This is a genomic window from Streptomyces sp. NPDC059452 (assembly GCF_042750035.1).
Taxonomy (GTDB): domain Bacteria; phylum Actinomycetota; class Actinomycetes; order Streptomycetales; family Streptomycetaceae; genus Streptomyces.
Map to the genome: position 1 here is coordinate 12,455 of NZ_JBHYVE010000046.1, position 15,804 is coordinate 28,258.

A 15,804-nucleotide genomic window follows, 5' to 3' on the forward strand; every position below is an offset into this window, starting at 1 on the left:
CCCCGATCCACCGGAACCCGCCCTGACTCCCCGCAGGGCGGGCTCCGGCGCGTAAAGCCGTATCAACGACGTACCGATGTACCGATGCAACGACGTATTGACGTATCGATGTATCGAGAGGCTTCAGCGCGGCGGGTCGAGGGCGTTGATCACCCCGGTGACGCCGTCGATGCCCCAGAGGGACGCGACCAGGAGGCCGGACAGTCCGTCCGGCGGCGCGGTCCCGGTGAGGGTGACCAGCCCCTCCCGTACGGAGACGATGAGCCCACCGGGAGTGCGGCGCAGCGCCTCGTGGACGTCGGCCCGCACCTCCTCGTCCGTACGGAGGAAGACCCGGAGCAGGTCGCGGCGGGTGGTGAGGCCGATCAGCCGGTCCTCGGGGTCCACCACGGGGAGCCGCCCCACGCCCCGCCGCTCCATGACCCGTGCCGCGTCCTTCACCCGCTGCTCCGGGTGGACCGTGACGGCGGGGCTCGTCATCAGGTCGCGGACCGTGAGCACGGCGGGGGGCGAGGGTGCGGCGCGTCCGGGGCAGGCGCCTTCGGTCACATCCCTACGGGGGATGGGTCCGGCGATCGCGCCCTCCACATCCGTACGGGAGACCACCCCCACGACCCGGTCCTCGCCGTCCAGTACGGGCACCGCGCTGATCCGGTGCAGCCCGAACAGCCGGGCCGCATCCTGGGCCGGTGTGCCGGGGGTGGTGGTGACGACGGTGCGGGTCATCACCTCGCCCACTGTGTGCTCGCGCATGTCCTGTCCGGGTCTCTGTGCGGGGGATGCCAGTACGGTGCCGGGCCCGGCACCAGGGGCGTCCGGCGGCCGGGCCGATGTGACGGGTCTGCGTCCCAGGGTCCCGCGCGGCGCCCGCCCGCGAGAGGTCCGGTCGGTCCCGGTCCGGGGCTGAACGTCCCGGGTCCTCCCGGCGCCGTCCGGGCGGGGGCAGCCCCATAGAGTGGCGCGGAAGGAGCCGGGGGCGGAGGGAAAGAGGTCGCTGTGGGGGATGAGCAGCCGCTGTCGCGGATGCCTGGGATGCGGCTGGACGAGCTGCTGGAGGAGTTGCAGGCGAGGATCAACGCCGCCCGGGGGACCCGGGACCGGGTGCACAGCCTGCTGGAGGCCGTCGTCTCGGTGGGCCGCGAGCTGGACCTGTCCCAGGTGCTCCGGCGCATCGTCGAGGCCGGGGCGCAGCTGGTGGACGCGCAGTACGGGGCCCTCGGGGTGATCGGGCCCGACGGGCGGTCCCTGTCGCAGTTCCTCACCTCGGGGCTGACGCCGGAGCAGCGGCAGGAGATCGGACCGCTGCCGGCCGGTCACGGCCTCCTCGGCGAGCTGATCCGGCACCCGGAGCCGCTGCGCCTGAGCGAACTGGGCGCGCACGAGGCCTCGTACGGGTTCCCCGCGCACCACCCGCCGATGCGCACGTTTCTGGGCGTGCCGATCCGGGTGCGGGACGAGGTGTTCGGGAACCTCTACCTCACCGACAAGCGGGGCGGCCTCGACTTCGACGCCGAGGACGAGTCCGTGATCACCACGCTTGCGGTGGCGGCCGGAGTGGCGATCGACAACGCGCGCCTCTACGAGAGTTCGCAGCGTCAGCACCGCTGGCTCCGGGCGGGCGCCGAGGTCACCAACCACCTCCTCTCGGGCGACGCCCGTCAGGACGTGCTGGAGCTGATCGCGCGGCGGGCCGGAGAGATCACCGGGGCCTGCCTGGCCGAGGTCGCCGCGCCCGTCCCCGGCACGGGCGACCTGGTCGTGGAGCGGTCCGTCGGGGACGGCGGCGCCCAGGGGCTGGTCCTCCCGGTCGACGGCACGCTGGCGGGCGCGGCCTCGGCGGCGGGCCGGCACATGGTCTCCACCTGCCTGCGGAAGGACCCCCGCTTCCCGGCCGACCCCCGCCGGTCCGCCTGCCCGGGTCCGGCGGTCGCCGTGCCCCTGGGATCGGCCGCCGGAGCGGACGTCCTGCTCCTGGCCCGGGCGGCGGGCGAACCCGTGTTCACCGAGGCGGAGCTGGAGCCGCTGCTCGCCTTCGCGGGGCAGACGGCGCTCGCCCTGGAGCTGGCGGTACGGAGGCGGGACGCCGAACACGTCGCGCTCCTGGAGGACCGCGACCGGATCGCCCGCGACCTCCACGATCTGGCCATCCAGCGGCTGTTCGCGACCGGTATGACGCTCCAGAGCGCCGCCCGGCTGGTCGAGCACACCGGAGCGGCCGAGCGGGTGAGCCGGGCCGTCGACGACCTGGACGAGACCATCAAGATCATCAGGTCCACCATCTTCGGCCTGCGGGCCCGCGACGAAGGGGCCGGTACGAGTCTGCGCGCCCGCGCCTCCCGGGCGGTGGGGGACGCGGTCACCTCGCTCGGCTTCCCGCCCCGGCTCAGCATGGAGGGCCTCCTCGACACCGACGTACCGCTGGACGTGGCCGAACACGTGGTGGCGGTGCTCGGCGAACTCCTCAGCAACGCGGCCCGCCACGCGCACGCCACCCGGGTCGAGGTGAGCCTGAGGGCCACCGCCGACGAGGTGCGCCTGACGGTCTCCGACAACGGCAAGGGCATCCCCGAACAGGGCCGCCGCAGCGGGCTGGACAACCTCGCCGAGCGCGCCCGCGAGGTCGGCGGGGCCCTGGAGATGTCGACGCCCGCCGACGGGGGGAGCCGACTGCTCTGGCGCGCCCCGCTGCGCTGAGCGCCCGCCGGCCTCGTACACCTGACCGAACAGGGCCGGTCGGCCCTGTTCGCACGGCCCGGACGTGCGGCACCATCGGGAGAGTCCGCCGAGGTGGACACGGCAAAGAGATCCGGTGGCCGCGGACACGGACAACAGACCCGGCGGGCGTGGACACGGACAACAAACCCGGCGGACGTGGACACGGGGCCAGAGACCCGGTGGGCCGGACAAGAGAGATGACGGAGCGTGCGATGACGGACAGCGGTGCGGCCACCACCGGGAAGGCGCCGGTGACGGTCTTCCTCCTCGACGACCACGAAGTGGTGCGCCGCGGCGTCCACGACCTGCTGGACGCCGAACCGGACATGACCGTCGTCGGGGAGGCGGGCACCGTGGAACAGGCGCTCGCCCGCATCCCGGCCCTGCGCCCCCGGGTCGCGGTCCTGGACGTGCGCCTGCCCGACGGGGACGGCGTCAGCGTCTGCCGCGAACTGCGCTCGCGGATGCCCGATCTGGCCTGCCTGATGCTGACGTCCTTCGACGACGAGGAGGCGCTGCTCGACGCGATCGTGGCGGGCGCGTCGGGCTACGTACTGAAGCAGATCACCGGCACGGACCTGGTCCAGGCCGTGCGGACGGTCGCCTCCGGCCGGTCGATGCTCGACCCCGGCGCCACCGCCCGTGTGATGGCCCGTCTCCGCGACGACGCGGCCCAGGACGACCGCCCCTCCGGAGTCGCCGCGCTGACCGCCCGGGAGCAGGAGATCCTCGCGCTCATCGGCGAAGGACTCACCAACCGCGAGATAGGCCTGCGGCTCTACCTCGCAGAGAAGACGGTCAAGAACAACATCTCCCGGATCCTGGCCAAACTCGGCGTCGAACGCCGCGTACAGGCCGCCGTCATCGCCACCCAGGCGAAGCGGCCCGGCTGACGACGGGCCCCAGGGGGTGCGGTGACCGGCCGTGCCTCACCTCTCCGCGGGTGTCACACGCTCGACCAGCCGGGCCAGGCGCGCCAGCATGGTGCGGTGGCGGAGCTGGAACAACGTGTCCACCAGCGGATTGTGCAGCGTGCCGCCCAGGCCGCGCAGCGGGTGCTCGTCGACGATGACGAGGGTCCGCTCGCCCCAGGGGCGGATGTCGAAGGCGATACGGGCGGTGCCCCAGGGCCCGCCCTCGGCCTCCAGCTCCAGCGCCCCCGGCCGGTCGATGCGCCGGACGACCGTGCGCCCGGTGAACCGCTTGGGCCCCACGTGGACGTGGTACGTGATCGACGAGCCGGTCTGGGGCCAGTCGCCCTGTTCCGGGCGGGAGTCCGAGGTTCCGACCACCCACTCCCCGTACAGCGCCCCGTCCTCCAGGACCGCCCATACGGCGGCCGGGGGACGGTCGACGAGGTGGTGACGTACAGCCATGATCCTCCTCGGTCGGCGGAGCGTCGGCAGATCGGACGGGCTGCTCCCGGGGGCAATTCTGCCCGGAGCCGGGTATTTCCGCCGTTCGGCGCGTACCGCCGTCGCCGTCACCGGGGGTGAACGCGGCGGCTTCCCCGGCAGAGGAGGGGCTCCGGACGACCGGTCGGGTGAACGGCACCGCCCCTCCGTTTCCGCGGTTCTCCGCACAGGGGAGGGGAAGCAGGGTGCTTCGGGATGCCGCGCGGGCCGCCCTCTCCGACGTACGCCCGCCCTCTCCGATGTAGGCCCGCCCCCGGCGACGTACGCCCGCCTCCCGGCGCACCACCGTCCCGGCGAACAGCGATCCCGTACGGTGAGGAGTTGAGCCGCCCCCCATGGCCGAGGAAAGCCGGTACGCCGACGAGCCCGACACGGCAGCGGGCTTCCGCCGTCTCGTGGAGCTCCCCGCCGGCCCTGCGAAGGAGCGGCTCCGGGGGCAGCTCATCTGCGCCTGGCTGCCCATGGCCCACCGGCTGGCGGCCCGCTACCGGAACCGGGGCGAGACGCTGGAGGACCTGCGGCAGGTGGCGGCGGTCGGGCTGGTCAACGCCGTGGACCGCTACGATCCGGCGGTCGGCCGGGCCTTCGCACCCTTCGCCGTGCCCACCATCACGGGGGAGATCAAACGGCACTTCCGGGACCGCATGTGGTCGGTGCACGTCCCCCGCCGCGTCCAGAACCTCCGTAACGTCGTCCGCCTCGCGGGCTCCGAACTGACCGCCCTGGGCGTCTCCCCCTCGCCCGCCCGGATCGCCGAGCACACCGGCCTGACCGAGGACGAGGTGCGGCAGGGGAGCGAGGCGCTGCACGGGTTCAGCGCCCTCTCCATCGACGCCGAGACGGCTGCGGGCACGGGCGAACCGCTCCTGGGCGACCGTCTGGGCGCCGTGGACGAGGCGTTCGACCTGGTGCTGGACCGGGAGGCGGTGAAGCCCGGGATCAGCCGACTGGCCGAGCGGGAGAAACGGGTGCTCTACCTCCGCTTCTTCGCCGGGATGACCCAGAGCGCCATCGCCACCGAACTGGGCCTCTCACAGATGCACGTCTCCCGCCTGATCGCCGACTCCTGCCGCCGGATCCGGGAGAGCACCCGCGAACACCCCGCGGAGCAGCACGCCCTCCGCCCCGCCCACCCGATGTGACAGGCCGCCTGTCACATCGGATGGGAGCCTCCGTCCCCGCCCCTCGGAACGTGCCGGTCCCGGTGCCCGACGCTCCTGCCGGGTCAGGCCCGGCGGCCCCCGCCGTCCGCCTCGTCGGCCACGTGTACGGCCGCCTCCTCGGCCGAAGCGGCCCCGCCGTCGATGCCGACGTCCTCGGCGAGGACATCGGTGTTCCGGCCGGTCGCGTCGTCCGCCGCGGTGAGCCGTCCGGCCCGCGCGTCGCCGTCGATCCGCTCCTCGGGTTCGCCCTCGCCCCCGACGACATCGCCGATGCCGTCACCCTCGGGCGGTTCGACGTCCGCCACCTCCTGGGCGAGCCGCTGGTCGAGCGATTCGCCCTCCCGCTCCTCCGCCCCGGTGGTGCCGAACTTGTTCACGCCCAGAGGACGTTCGGGAGGGGAGTACCCCTCTTCCATCTGATCGTCCAGATCACGTTCGCCGAGTGTGTTCTCCAGGTCGGGCTCGTCGTTCGGCGGCTGGTACACATCGTCGCCGCGCGCTTCATCGCTCATGCGTCCTCCTCTGCGTAGGGCTCACCGGCTGCACGGAAGGGTCAGTGCCCGAGCGCCTTCCGCAGCTCCGCCTTGTTCATCGAGGAGCGCCCGTCGATGTTCTTCTTTTTCGCCTCCGCGTAGAGCTGGTCCTTCGTCGGACCCTGCGCACCCTTGTGGGAGCGTTCGCCCCCGCGTTCGTAGGCGGACTTCTTGTCCTTGGTCGACGTCCGGCTCGCCGTCCTCGATTCGCCGGACCGGGCCCGCTCCTTGTTCACCGTCCGTGCGGCGATCTCCTTGGCACGCTTCTCGGAGGTGCCCCTCTCCTCCTGGCTCTCCTTGATGTGCTCGTACTGGCGTTCGCGCTTGGCGCTGGACCCAGCAGGCATGAGTACTCCCTTCCTCCGTCTCGTCGGCCGGGACGAGGCCTGCACAAAAGCTCTCACGCTTGCATGAATCGTGCACGGCTGGGCACAGTTGTAGGACGAGGTCAGGAAGCGGCCGGATCGAATCCGTCCGCGTTTTTCGGATGAGCCGTGCTGATACCGGGTCACCCCTGACTCCCCTTCGGTATTCGGCATGACCCCGGGCCCGCGCGCCGCGCCACTGATGGCGTGCCGTCGTATGTCCGCTGTTTCTGCCGAGTCGTGTCAAGAACGCTTTTCGCGCCCGTTCGACCCCTGCGGGTGCCCTTGGTAGTGAGAGAAAGGCAGAGCGCGATGCAGATGGCACACCCCGCGGTACTCGAGGAACTTCTGCGCCGCTACGAAGAACTCCGGGCACAGGACGGCGAAGGCGCCGACGGGGTGGCCCGCGGGCTGGAGGACGTGAGCTACACGCTCTGCGTCTCCACCGGGACCCGTGAGATCGCCGCGGCGCTCGTCGTGGCGCGTGAGCAACTGCGGCGTTCGGCCCCGAGACGGGAGACCCCGCTTTCCGCCCCGGTCTCCGCCACCGTGCCCGCCTGAGCGGGCGGCGGCACCGGGACGCGGCGCCATCAGCGGATCAGCTTGCCCAGTGCTCCGGCCGCCGCAGACCGGCCGGGATCCTGGTCGCCGCGTCGCCCCGGGCCGCGTTGAGCTGTGGCTGGGTGAGGAAGAGGGCGCCGGTCAGATCCGCGCCGCACAGGTTCGCGTCGCGCATGTCCGCGCCGATCAGGTCGGCGTCGCGCAGATCGGCGCCGGAGAGGTCGGCGGCGATCAGGCAGGCGCCGCGCAGGGTGGCCCCGCGCAGCTTCGCACCGCGCCGCCGGGCGCCCAGGAGGTCGGCGCCCCGGTGGTTCTTCTTCTTGCCGGGTACGGCGGCCCGGGCGAGCTCGCTGGCACGCAGCAGGTGGGCGTTCACCTCGGCACGGAGGGCCGGTACGTCGGCGGCCAGGAGGGTGTCGGCGGTGTCCCGGGTCAGCGCGTCGAGCCGGTCGTAGGCCTCGCGCAGCTCCCGGTGGGCCGCCCCGGCCGCCGGGAGGTCCAGGGCCTCGGCCGTGTACCGCAGCAGCTCGTGGAGCTGCCGCACCACGGGGAAGACCTCGTACATCGTGCGGGCCGAACCCGGCTCCGTACGCCAGCTGCGGCCCCCGAAGGTGACCTGGGAGACCTTCTGGCCCGCACCGAAGCAGTCGAACACCGTGCAGCCCGGGTAGCCGCGCTCGCGCAGCCGATCGTGGATCCCGCAGCCGAAGTCCTCCTGGAGGTTGGAGCACGGGGTGCCCGCCGCCTTGTCGGCGGCGAAGTCCGCCGAGCGGGCGAAGGGCAGTGCCACGCAGCACAGGCCGAAGCAGTTCCCGCAGTCGGCCCGCAGATCGGGGTGGTCGGCGTGCGGGGCGGTGGGCCGGGACAAGGCGGTGGCTCTCCTGGTGAGGCAGGCGGACAGCGGACAGGTGAGTGCTCGCACCCATTGTCGCCCGGGGTGCGCGGGCCCCGAGCACGGGGGAGGCCCGGGTGAGCCGTGTCTCACCCGGGCCCCGCGACTTGTCTATGCAACGAGTTGCATAGAAGGATCGCGGTATGGCGCTCGAACACGCGATCCTCGTCTCCCTGCTGGAGAAACCCGGCTCAGGCTATGAGCTGGCCCGCCGGTTCGAGCGGTCCATCGGCTACTTCTGGACCGCCAGCCACCAGCAGATCTACCGCGTCCTGAGCCGTATGGAGGCCGACGGCCGCCTCCTCGTCCGCGAGGTCGAGCAGCAGGGCCGGCCGGACAAGAAGGAGTACTCCGTCGCCGCCCCCGGCCGCGCCGCCCTCGCCGAGTGGCTGCACAAGCCGATCGAGCCCGAGAGCCTGCGGCACGACCTCGCCGTCAAGATCCGGGGCGCCGCCTTCGACGACCCGGCCGCCCTGGTCCGCGAGGTCGAGCGGCACCGACAGGTCCACCGCGACCGCCTCGCCCACTACCTCGCCGGAGAGGTCCGCGACTTCACCGGGCCCGGGGCGCCCGCGCCCCCGGACGCCGGCCAGGAGCTCCAGCACGTCGTGCTGCGCGGCGGCATCGCGTACGAGCGCATGACGATCGCCTGGCTCGACGACGTACTCGACACCCTCCACCGGCTCGGAGCGCCGGACCCGGACGCCTGAACGGCGCCCGGCGCCACCTCCGTACCGCCGAAAGAAACCCTCACCCTCCCGGAAGGCAACCTCCATGGCCGAGTCCGCGTCCCTGTCCCCGTCCCTCCTCTTCAATCCGCGCACCTACGACCCCCAGCACTTCGACCCGGAGACCCGCAGGCTGCTGCGCGCCACCGTCGACTGGTTCGAGGAGCGGGGCAAGCGCCGGCTGATCGAGGACTACCGCTCCCGCGCCTGGCTGGGTGACTTCCTGGCCTTCTCCGCCAAGGAGGGCCTGTTCGTGACCTTCCTCACCCCGGCCTCCGCCGCGAAGGAGAAGGACCGGCGCTGGGACACCGCCCGGATCGCCGCGCTCAACGAGATCTTCGGGTTCTACGGGCTCGACTACTGGTACGCCTGGCAGGTGACCATCCTCGGCCTCGGCCCGGTCTGGCAGAGCGACAACGCGGCGGCCCGCGACCGGGCGGCCGAACTCCTCTCCCAGGGCGAGGTGTTCGCGTTCGGGCTCTCCGAGAAGACCCACGGCGCCGACATCTACTCCACCGACATGCTGCTGACGCCGGACGGCGAGGGCGGCTTCCGGGCCTCCGGCTCCAAGTACTACATCGGCAACGGCAACGCCGCCGGTCTCGTCTCCGTCTTCGGCCGCCGCACCGACATCGAGGGCCCCGACGGGTACGTCTTCTTCGCGGCCGACAGCCGCCACGACGCCTACCACCTGGTGAAGAACGTCGTGGACTCCTCGAAGTACGTCAGCGAGTTCCGCCTGGACGACTACCCGGTGGCGCCCGCCGACATCCTGCACACCGGCCGCGCCGCCTTCGACGCCGCGCTGAACACCGTCAACGTCGGCAAGTTCAACCTCTGCACCGCCTCGATCGGCATCTGCGAGCACGCGATGTACGAGGCCGTCACCCACGCGAGCAACCGCATCCTCTACGGCCGCCCCGTCACCGCCTTCCCGCACGTGCGCCGCGAGCTGACCGATGCCTACGTCCGGCTCGTCGGGATGAAGCTGTTCTCCGACCGCGCCGTCGACTACTTCCGCTCCGCCGGGCCCGACGACCGCCGCTACCTGCTCTTCAACCCGATGACGAAGATGAAGGTGACCACGGAGGGCGAGAAGGTCATCGACCTGATGTGGGACGTCATCGCCGCCAAGGGGTTCGAGAAGGACAACTACTTCGCCCAGGCCGCCATCGAGATCCGGGGCCTGCCCAAGCTGGAGGGCACGGTCCACGTCAACCTCGCCCTGATCCTGAAGTTCATGCGGAACCACCTGCTGAACCCGGTCGACTACCCGGCCGTCCCCTCCCGCCTGGACGCGGCCGACGACGCGTTCCTCTTCCAGCAGGGACCGGCCCGCGGTCTCGGCGCCGTACGGTTCCACGACTGGCGCCCCGCGTTCGACGCGTACGCCGAGGTGCCGAACGTGGCCCGGTTCCGCGAGCAGGCCGACGCCCTGTGCACCTTCGTCGAGACGGCCGCCCCCGACGAGGAGCAGAGCCGTGACCTGGACCTTCTCCTCGCCGTCGGCCAGCTCTTCGCCCTGGTCGTGCACGGCCAGCTGATCCTGGAGCAGGCCCGGCTGACCGGCCTGGACCAGGAGCTGCTGGACGAGCTGTTCGCCGTTCTCGTACGCGACTTCTCCGCGCACGCGGTGGAGCTGCACGGCAAGGACTCCGCCACCCGGGACCAGCAGGAGTGGGCGCTCGGCGCGGTCCGGCGTCCCGTCGTCGACGCGGAGCGTTCGGCGCGGATCTGGGGGCGTGTGGAGGAGCTTTCGGGGGCGTACGAGATGGCCGAATAGCCCCACATCACTCCGGGCCGAATAGCCCCACGTCACTACTCCGGGCCGGACGGCCTCACGTCACTCCGGGATCGTCAGCCGGCGCGTCACGCGCAGCGCCGACGACAGCAGCTGGGCCTTGACCTCGCTGGTCCGGTACATCCGGTCGGAGCGGAAGGAGATGCCGAGCGAGCCGACCTGGTCGCCGCAGTACACGCGTACGGCGACGCAGGTCGTGCCCCGCCGGTACTCCTCCCGGTCCATGGCGAGCGGTGCCGTCGGCGACGAGTCGAGCTCCCGCAGCAGCTCCTCCCGGCGGGTGATGGTGTGGGACGTGAGGTCGGCCAGGGGGTGGCGGGAGAGGTAGTTGGCTCGGGCCTCCTCGTCCAGCCCGCCGAGCACGCTCTTGCCCAGTGCGGTGGCGTGTCCGGCGTCCTCGAAGCCCACCCAGAGGTCGACCCGGGGCGCCCGCGGGCTGTCGACGATCTGGAGGACCCGGATCTCCCCCTCGTCGTACAGCGTCAGGTAGGCGGCGGCGGAGAGGCCGTCGCGCAGCGAGGCCAGGAGCGGGCGGAGGCGCTGCGGCGAGGTCCCGTCCCCGGGTGCGGTGTCCGGCGACAGGACCCGGTCGGGCAGGGCGAACGCCCCGTCGTCCAGCTCCCGCAGATAGCCGTCCTGGACCAGCGCCCGCAGGTGCTCCTCGGCCACGGGCGGTGGCAGCTCGGCCTCCCGGGCCAGCTGCTCCGCGGGGGCACCTGCCGGATGTGTCCCTGCGGCCTCCAGCAACCGGAGGTCCCGCCGGACGGACACGGAAGGCTCGGGGCCGGGCTGGTCACCCATGCCACCAGCATGGACCCGGCGCCGGGGTGCGGCATCTCGTGTACGGAAACCCGTGGTGGGCGGGGGTGCGGGTGGGGGCCTTGGTGCGAGTGGGGGCCGCGGTGCGGGCAGGCGCCCTGACCGCACCACGGCCCCGGAAGCTCACGGCCCCGGGCGGCACCTCACCCGGTCACGGTGAACGCGGAGGACGTGCCCGTGAACGGTGTGATCCTCCCCAGCAGGTTCTTCGCGTCCCCGTGGTGCACGATCCGGTAGGTGCCGGGAGCGGTGTCCGCCCCGATCCTCCAGGTGACCGTGGCCTTCGACGTGCCCGTCAGACCGTTGATCCGGGTCCAGCGGTACGTGGTCTCCCAGTCGCCGTCGTCCAGCACCCGCTTCCACGTCCCGTCGGCCTCCAGCCGCTGGACCTCCAGGAAGGTCCCGCCCCGGCGCAGGTTGTTCTTCGGGTGGCCGGTGGCGAACTCGACGGTCGCCGTGGAGCCGCGCGCGTACGAGGAGGCCGGGCCGGTGAGGACCGAACCGAACGACTTGCCCAGCGGCGGGTTGTCGTAGACCACGCCCGTCTGGAACGTGAACTGCCGGGCCGACTCGTCCGGCGGTGCCGTGCCCCGCTCGACCGGGGTGCCCTGGCGCAGGGCGGCCGCGACCCGCGCGTACTCCTGCTGGTAGGCGGGGAGCGTGTTACGGCCGTAGAGCGTGGAGCCGCCCTCGTAGTTCTGGGTGTCGTACTCCTCCGGCGTCGTCACGTACTGGCTGTAGGCGTTGGCGTACCCCTGGAGCAGCACCCGCTCCAGCGGGACCCCGAGCTCCTGGGCCACGGTCCGGCGGACCCGGAGCCCGGCGGTGATCGTGAACTCGCCCGGGCCCGCCACCAGGTACAGCTCCCCGATCCGCATGATCTGGAGCGGCAGGATCTTCGGGGTCACCGGGTGGACGTTGCTCAGCAGCCCCGTGGGGACCAGGCTCGCCTTCGGGTACTGGCAGGTCGCGAGCCAGGACGGGGTGTCGATGCGCAGCGCGTCGATGACGGCCGCGACCGGGGTGCGCATGCCCTCCTCGAACCCGGGGATCGCCGGGCCGTCCTCCACACTGCCCGCGAGCGTGGAGGCGCCCACGACGGCGGGACAGGTGCGCGCCTCCTTCCCGTCGCTCGTGTACTGGCCGCGTACGGTGACGTTCTCCATGTCCACGTAGGTGAGGCGGGCGTCCACCCCGCCGGAGACCGGCCGCGCGTCCCGGTAGACCTCGCGGGCCTTGTTCAGCTGGCGCTCACCGATGATGCGGGTGTTCTCGAACTCGTCCTCGGTGGGCCCCGATCCGGGCTTCAGGTTGAGGTTGGGGGACATGTCACCGGCGTTGGTGTTGGGGAACGCGGCGACGAAACCCGGGGTGTTGTCGAGATAGCGGACGCCCTCGTGACCGTGCTCCCAGGCGTAGGCGGCATAGCCCTTGTTGTCGGGGCTGATCAGCGTGTTCTTGTTGGTGATCGAGGTGTTGTGGGTGGCGAACCAGCTGATCGCGCCCGCGTCCTTCTCGCCCTGCCGGAACCGCAGCACGGTCATCGCCGGGTCGATGGCGTCGGGGAAGGCCGCCCGGTCGGCCGCCGGATTGCGGTCGAAGGCCGCGCGGGAGCGGTTGACGCTGGCGTTGGTGAGGGTGCCGGTGCCCAGGCTGATGGTGCCGGGCTTCAGATCGTCGTGGGCCTTGGCGACGGACTCGGCGATGCCGTCGACGATCGCCCGGTAGGTGCCGTTCTGGAAGCCGAGCACGGAGAGGTTGTACGCCACGTGGTGGGAGTAGCCGCCGGGGCCCGAGTGGGTGTGGGTGGCGGAGAGCAGCACGTTCTCGTCCCCGTACAGGCTGCCGTACCGCTCCTTGAGGCGGGCGATCACGCCCTGCTGCACGGACTGGAAGATCATCGCGAGGTCGGCGTTGACGTAGACCACGCGCTTGCCGGTCGTCCGGTCGACCACGACGTACGCGCGCGACCGCTGGCGCTGGTGGATGCCGGAGGTCTTCTGGTCGAAGCTGGAGTAGCCCATCATCCCGGTCTCGGCGGCCTCCCCGGTGACGTCGGCGATGCCGCGCCCGATGAGGTAGTCCGCCGCCTCGGCGTCCGAGGCGGCGGCGGGGGAGGGTGCGCCGCCGAGAGCCACGGCTCCCAGGGCGACGGCGAGTGCGAGGGCGGAGAGCTTGCGGCGGGAGCGCGGGGAACGGCTGGGGGGTGGTTGCATCGGACCTCCTGGGGCGGGAGACGTGCGGGACCCCGGGGCCCGGTCGGCGGCTCACCGACATCGGCGGGACCCGGAGCGCTGCCCCGACGGTAGAGGTGTGTGACCTGCGTCGCATAGATCTCTACCGGTCGGTAAATGAACATCCCTCAGGATTGGCGTCCGGCTTGGTGTGATGTGCCCCTTGAGGTCGCGTATGCGCTGCTCATGTGGTGGTGGGAACGATGGTCACCTTGACGTGCTTCATGATCGGCTGATCGCTCTGGGTGCTGTGGTCGCCGAGCGCGCACAGCACGTTCATCTCGGGCATGTGCCCGGCCGCGCAGCCGCGCGGAATGTCGTACGGGATGGCCAGGTAGCCGTTGAGGTGGCGGCGGCTGCCGTCCTTCGCCGTGCTCGTGATGTCGACCGGGCCGAGGTCGGTGATGCCGCGTTCGCGCATGTCGGCCCGGTTCATGAAGACGAGCGTGCGCAGGTTCTCGATGCCCCGGTAGCGGTCGTTGTCGGAGTAGATGGTGGTGTTCCACTGGTCGTGCGAGCGCATGGTGCCCAGCGCCAGCGTGCCGGGCGCGAGGAGTTCCGGCCCGTCCTCGAAGAGCTGGTCGTCGTCTCGGCCGCCCTGTGCGGGCTGGTCGGCATCGTGGTGCTGCTCCTGACCAGCGACTCCGACCTCAGCCACGCCGCCGCGGCCATCGCGCTTCAGCTACAACCTCGGCATGACCTACCAGGTCTCCGACACCAACGTCTCCACCACCGAGATCCGCGCGGTCACGCTCCGGCACTGCCTGCTGTCGTACGTGTTCGGCGCCGGCATCCTCGCCGCCACCATCAACCTCGTCACCGGGATCGTCACGGGCTGACGTGCGTGGTGCCGCTCAGCAGGTGGCCCCGGGAGTGACCCGCTTCAGCCCCACCAGATAGGCGTCGACCTTCTTTGTGACGCAGGCGCCGCCGCGTCCGTACGCGGTGTGGCCCAGCCCCTCGTACGTCAGCAGCATCCCCTCGGGGAACTGCTCCGCGAGACTCACCGACTCCTCGTACGGGGTGGACGGGTCGCCCGTGGTGCCCACGACCAGGACCGGCGGTACGCCCTCGGCCGCCACCCGGTGCGGTCGCAGCTCGCCGGACGGCCAGTTGCGGCAGGTGAGTTCGGCGGTCACCCCGGCGGTGCCGTAGACCCCGGCGGCCTTGTCGGCGGGGGCGAGGGCGTCCCAGTAGGGGCGGATGGAGCGGGGGTGCGGGATGTCCAGGCAGTTGATGGCGGTGAGCGCGGCGTCGCTGTTGTCGGCGGGGACGCGGTCCTCGTCGGTGTCCTCGGTGCTCTCCGCGTCCGCTGTGTCCTCGGTGTCTTCCGCCTCGCCCTCAGGACCGGCGTCCTCGTCGCCCAGCGCGGCCAGCTTCGTCGCGTCCCCCTGGTCCGCCTCCCGCAGCGCCTCCGACAGCTCCTCCCACTGGTCCTCCGGCGTGTACATCGCCATGGAGACCGCGTCGAGCACGGCGGTCGCGTCCATACCGCCGTACTCCGCGTACGTGCTGTCCTCCGCGACCGGCAGCGGCTCCCGCTCCGCCCGCTGGTAGAGCCGCTCGATCAGCGCCCGTATCTCCTCGGGGTTCCGGCCGGGGCAGCCGTCCCCGGCGATCTCCGCGCAGTGCTCGGCGTAGTCGTCCACGCTCCGCCGGAAGCCGACCGACTGGCTGATCATCCGCTGCTTCCAGTCCAGCGACGGGTCGATCGCTCCGTCCAGGACCATGGCACGGACCCGGCGCGGGAACTGCTCGGCGTACGAGGTGCCCAGGCTGGTCCCGTACGACCAGCCCAGATAGGTGAGTTCACGGTCGCCGAGGGCCGCGCGCAGGATGTCCAGGTCGCGGGCCGCGTCCTGCGTTCCGACGTGCCGGAGGATGGGGCCGCTGTGCTTCTCGCAGTCCTCGGCGGCGATACGGGCACCCTCGGCGGCTGCCCTGCGGTCGGCCTCCGTACGCGGGTACAGGGGCGCTGAGGAGTCGGAGGCCTCCTCCTCGTTCTCGTTGCCCTCGTCGGTCTCCTCCTCTGATTCCTCCGCGCCTTCCTCCTCCGTCTCCTCCTCCGTTTCCTCCTCCGCCGGTTCGCAGGTGAGGGCCGGGATGCTTCCCCCGACCCCGCGCGGGTCGAAGCCGACGATGTCGAAGCGGGCCCGCACCGCCGCGCCGAATGCCTCGTCCATCCCCTCTTCGAGCGAGCTCGCCCCGCCCGCACCGGGGCCGCCGGGGTTGAAGACGAGCGAGCCGATGCGCTTGCCCGGACCCTTCGCGGCGGCGCGGGCGACCGGCAGCACGAACGTCCGGCCGTTCTCCGGGCGTGTGTAGTCCAGGGGGACGGTGAGCCGCGCGCACTCGTAGCCGTCGGTCGCGCAGCCGGTCCACACCAGCCGCTGGCCGTAGAAGGGCTTCAGATCGGCCCGGGACGCCGGGTCGGTGACCTTCGCCGCGCCCACCTCTGCCTTCGGGACCGGGCCGCCCGTGCAGGCGGTCAGCGAGAGGGAGCCGAGGAGGGCCAGGGCGGTGACGAGGGTGTGGCGGCGGCGGACGGCGCGGTTCAAGGAGTGCTCCCGGAAGGGGT

Annotated in this window: 14 protein-coding genes and 2 pseudogenes; 7 read left to right on the forward strand and 9 right to left on the reverse strand. The window is 72.0% G+C overall.

Going from position 1 to position 15,804, the window contains the following annotated elements; translation table 11 throughout:
- Positions 1-123: 123 nt before the first annotated feature.
- Positions 124-753, reverse strand: a complete 630-nt coding sequence (locus tag ACFW9Z_RS34485) for a CBS domain-containing protein (RefSeq protein ID WP_384647303.1) — start codon at positions 751-753, stop codon at positions 124-126.
- Between the two features lie 243 nt (positions 754-996).
- Here ACFW9Z_RS34485 and ACFW9Z_RS34490 point away from each other — a divergent pair, with 243 nt between their 5' ends.
- Positions 997-2,694, forward strand: coding sequence for a GAF domain-containing protein (locus ACFW9Z_RS34490; protein ID WP_384647306.1), 1,698 nt, complete (start codon positions 997-999; stop codon positions 2,692-2,694).
- Positions 2,695-2,927: 233 nt separating this feature from the next.
- Positions 2,928-3,608 carry a response regulator gene (locus ACFW9Z_RS34495; RefSeq protein WP_384647308.1) on the forward strand — a complete coding sequence of 227 codons (681 nt, stop codon included), beginning with the start codon at positions 2,928-2,930 and terminating at the stop codon, positions 3,606-3,608.
- Positions 3,609-3,644: 36 nt separating this feature from the next.
- Here the strand turns inward: ACFW9Z_RS34495 and ACFW9Z_RS34500 are convergent, their stop codons facing one another.
- Positions 3,645-4,091, reverse strand: a complete 447-nt coding sequence (locus ACFW9Z_RS34500; protein ID WP_384647311.1) for an SRPBCC family protein — start codon at positions 4,089-4,091, stop codon at positions 3,645-3,647.
- 374 nt (positions 4,092-4,465) lie between these two features.
- Here ACFW9Z_RS34500 and ACFW9Z_RS34505 point away from each other — a divergent pair, with 374 nt between their 5' ends.
- The gene (locus ACFW9Z_RS34505; protein WP_384647314.1) at positions 4,466-5,272 is read left to right on the forward strand and encodes a SigB/SigF/SigG family RNA polymerase sigma factor; all 807 of its coding nucleotides are present in this window, start codon (positions 4,466-4,468) and stop codon (positions 5,270-5,272) included.
- 83 nt (positions 5,273-5,355) lie between these two features.
- Here the strand turns inward: ACFW9Z_RS34505 and ACFW9Z_RS34510 are convergent, their stop codons facing one another.
- Both ACFW9Z_RS34510 and ACFW9Z_RS34515 read right to left on the reverse strand, forming a co-directional pair.
- Positions 5,356-5,805, reverse strand: a complete 450-nt coding sequence (locus ACFW9Z_RS34510) for a DUF5709 domain-containing protein (RefSeq protein WP_384647316.1) — start codon at positions 5,803-5,805, stop codon at positions 5,356-5,358.
- A gap of 41 nt (positions 5,806-5,846) precedes the next feature.
- Entirely contained in the window at positions 5,847-6,173 is a 327-nt protein-coding gene (locus ACFW9Z_RS34515) for a plasmid stabilization protein (RefSeq protein WP_384647319.1), read from the reverse strand.
- Between the two features lie 330 nt (positions 6,174-6,503).
- On the opposite strand from ACFW9Z_RS34515, the gene ACFW9Z_RS34520 reads away from it, so the two are divergent.
- Positions 6,504-6,752, forward strand: coding sequence for a DUF5133 domain-containing protein (locus ACFW9Z_RS34520; RefSeq protein ID WP_384647321.1), 249 nt, complete (start codon positions 6,504-6,506; stop codon positions 6,750-6,752).
- Between the two features lie 37 nt (positions 6,753-6,789).
- On the opposite strand, the gene ACFW9Z_RS34525 is transcribed toward ACFW9Z_RS34520, so the two are convergent.
- Positions 6,790-7,620 (reverse strand): pentapeptide repeat-containing protein, encoded by an 831-nt coding sequence (locus ACFW9Z_RS34525; protein ID WP_384647323.1) that lies wholly within the window; start codon positions 7,618-7,620, stop codon positions 6,790-6,792.
- A 167-nt stretch (positions 7,621-7,787) separates the two neighbouring features.
- Between ACFW9Z_RS34525 and ACFW9Z_RS34530 the strand changes: the two genes are divergently transcribed.
- The gene (locus ACFW9Z_RS34530) at positions 7,788-8,354 is read left to right on the forward strand and encodes a PadR family transcriptional regulator (RefSeq protein WP_384647325.1); all 567 of its coding nucleotides are present in this window, start codon (positions 7,788-7,790) and stop codon (positions 8,352-8,354) included.
- Between the two features lie 64 nt (positions 8,355-8,418).
- Positions 8,419-10,155 (forward strand): acyl-CoA dehydrogenase family protein, encoded by a 1,737-nt coding sequence (locus ACFW9Z_RS34535; RefSeq protein WP_384647327.1) that lies wholly within the window; start codon positions 8,419-8,421, stop codon positions 10,153-10,155.
- Between the two features lie 60 nt (positions 10,156-10,215).
- Here the strand turns inward: ACFW9Z_RS34535 and ACFW9Z_RS34540 are convergent, their stop codons facing one another.
- From ACFW9Z_RS34540 to ACFW9Z_RS34550, 3 genes and pseudogenes are all read right to left on the reverse strand, one after another.
- Complete coding sequence (locus ACFW9Z_RS34540) at positions 10,216-10,974, reverse strand: IclR family transcriptional regulator (protein ID WP_384647329.1); 759 nt, start codon at positions 10,972-10,974, stop codon at positions 10,216-10,218.
- Between the two features lie 161 nt (positions 10,975-11,135).
- Positions 11,136-13,208, reverse strand: a complete 2,073-nt coding sequence (locus ACFW9Z_RS34545) for a neutral/alkaline ceramidase (RefSeq protein WP_384647331.1) — start codon at positions 13,206-13,208, stop codon at positions 11,136-11,138.
- A 202-nt stretch (positions 13,209-13,410) separates the two neighbouring features.
- Positions 13,411-13,776: pseudogene (locus ACFW9Z_RS34550) on the reverse strand (molybdopterin dinucleotide binding domain-containing protein); the annotation flags it as partial.
- On the opposite strand from ACFW9Z_RS34550, the pseudogene ACFW9Z_RS34555 reads away from it, so the two are divergent.
- Positions 13,774-14,065: pseudogene (locus ACFW9Z_RS34555) on the forward strand (DUF1345 domain-containing protein); the annotation flags it as partial. The pseudogenes ACFW9Z_RS34550 and ACFW9Z_RS34555 sit on opposite strands and share 3 nt — an antisense overlap.
- 15 nt (positions 14,066-14,080) lie before the next feature.
- Here ACFW9Z_RS34555 and ACFW9Z_RS34560 read toward each other — a convergent pair.
- The gene (locus ACFW9Z_RS34560; RefSeq protein WP_384647334.1) at positions 14,081-15,784 is read right to left on the reverse strand and encodes an alpha/beta hydrolase; all 1,704 of its coding nucleotides are present in this window, start codon (positions 15,782-15,784) and stop codon (positions 14,081-14,083) included.
- Positions 15,785-15,804: the final 20 nt, after the last annotated feature.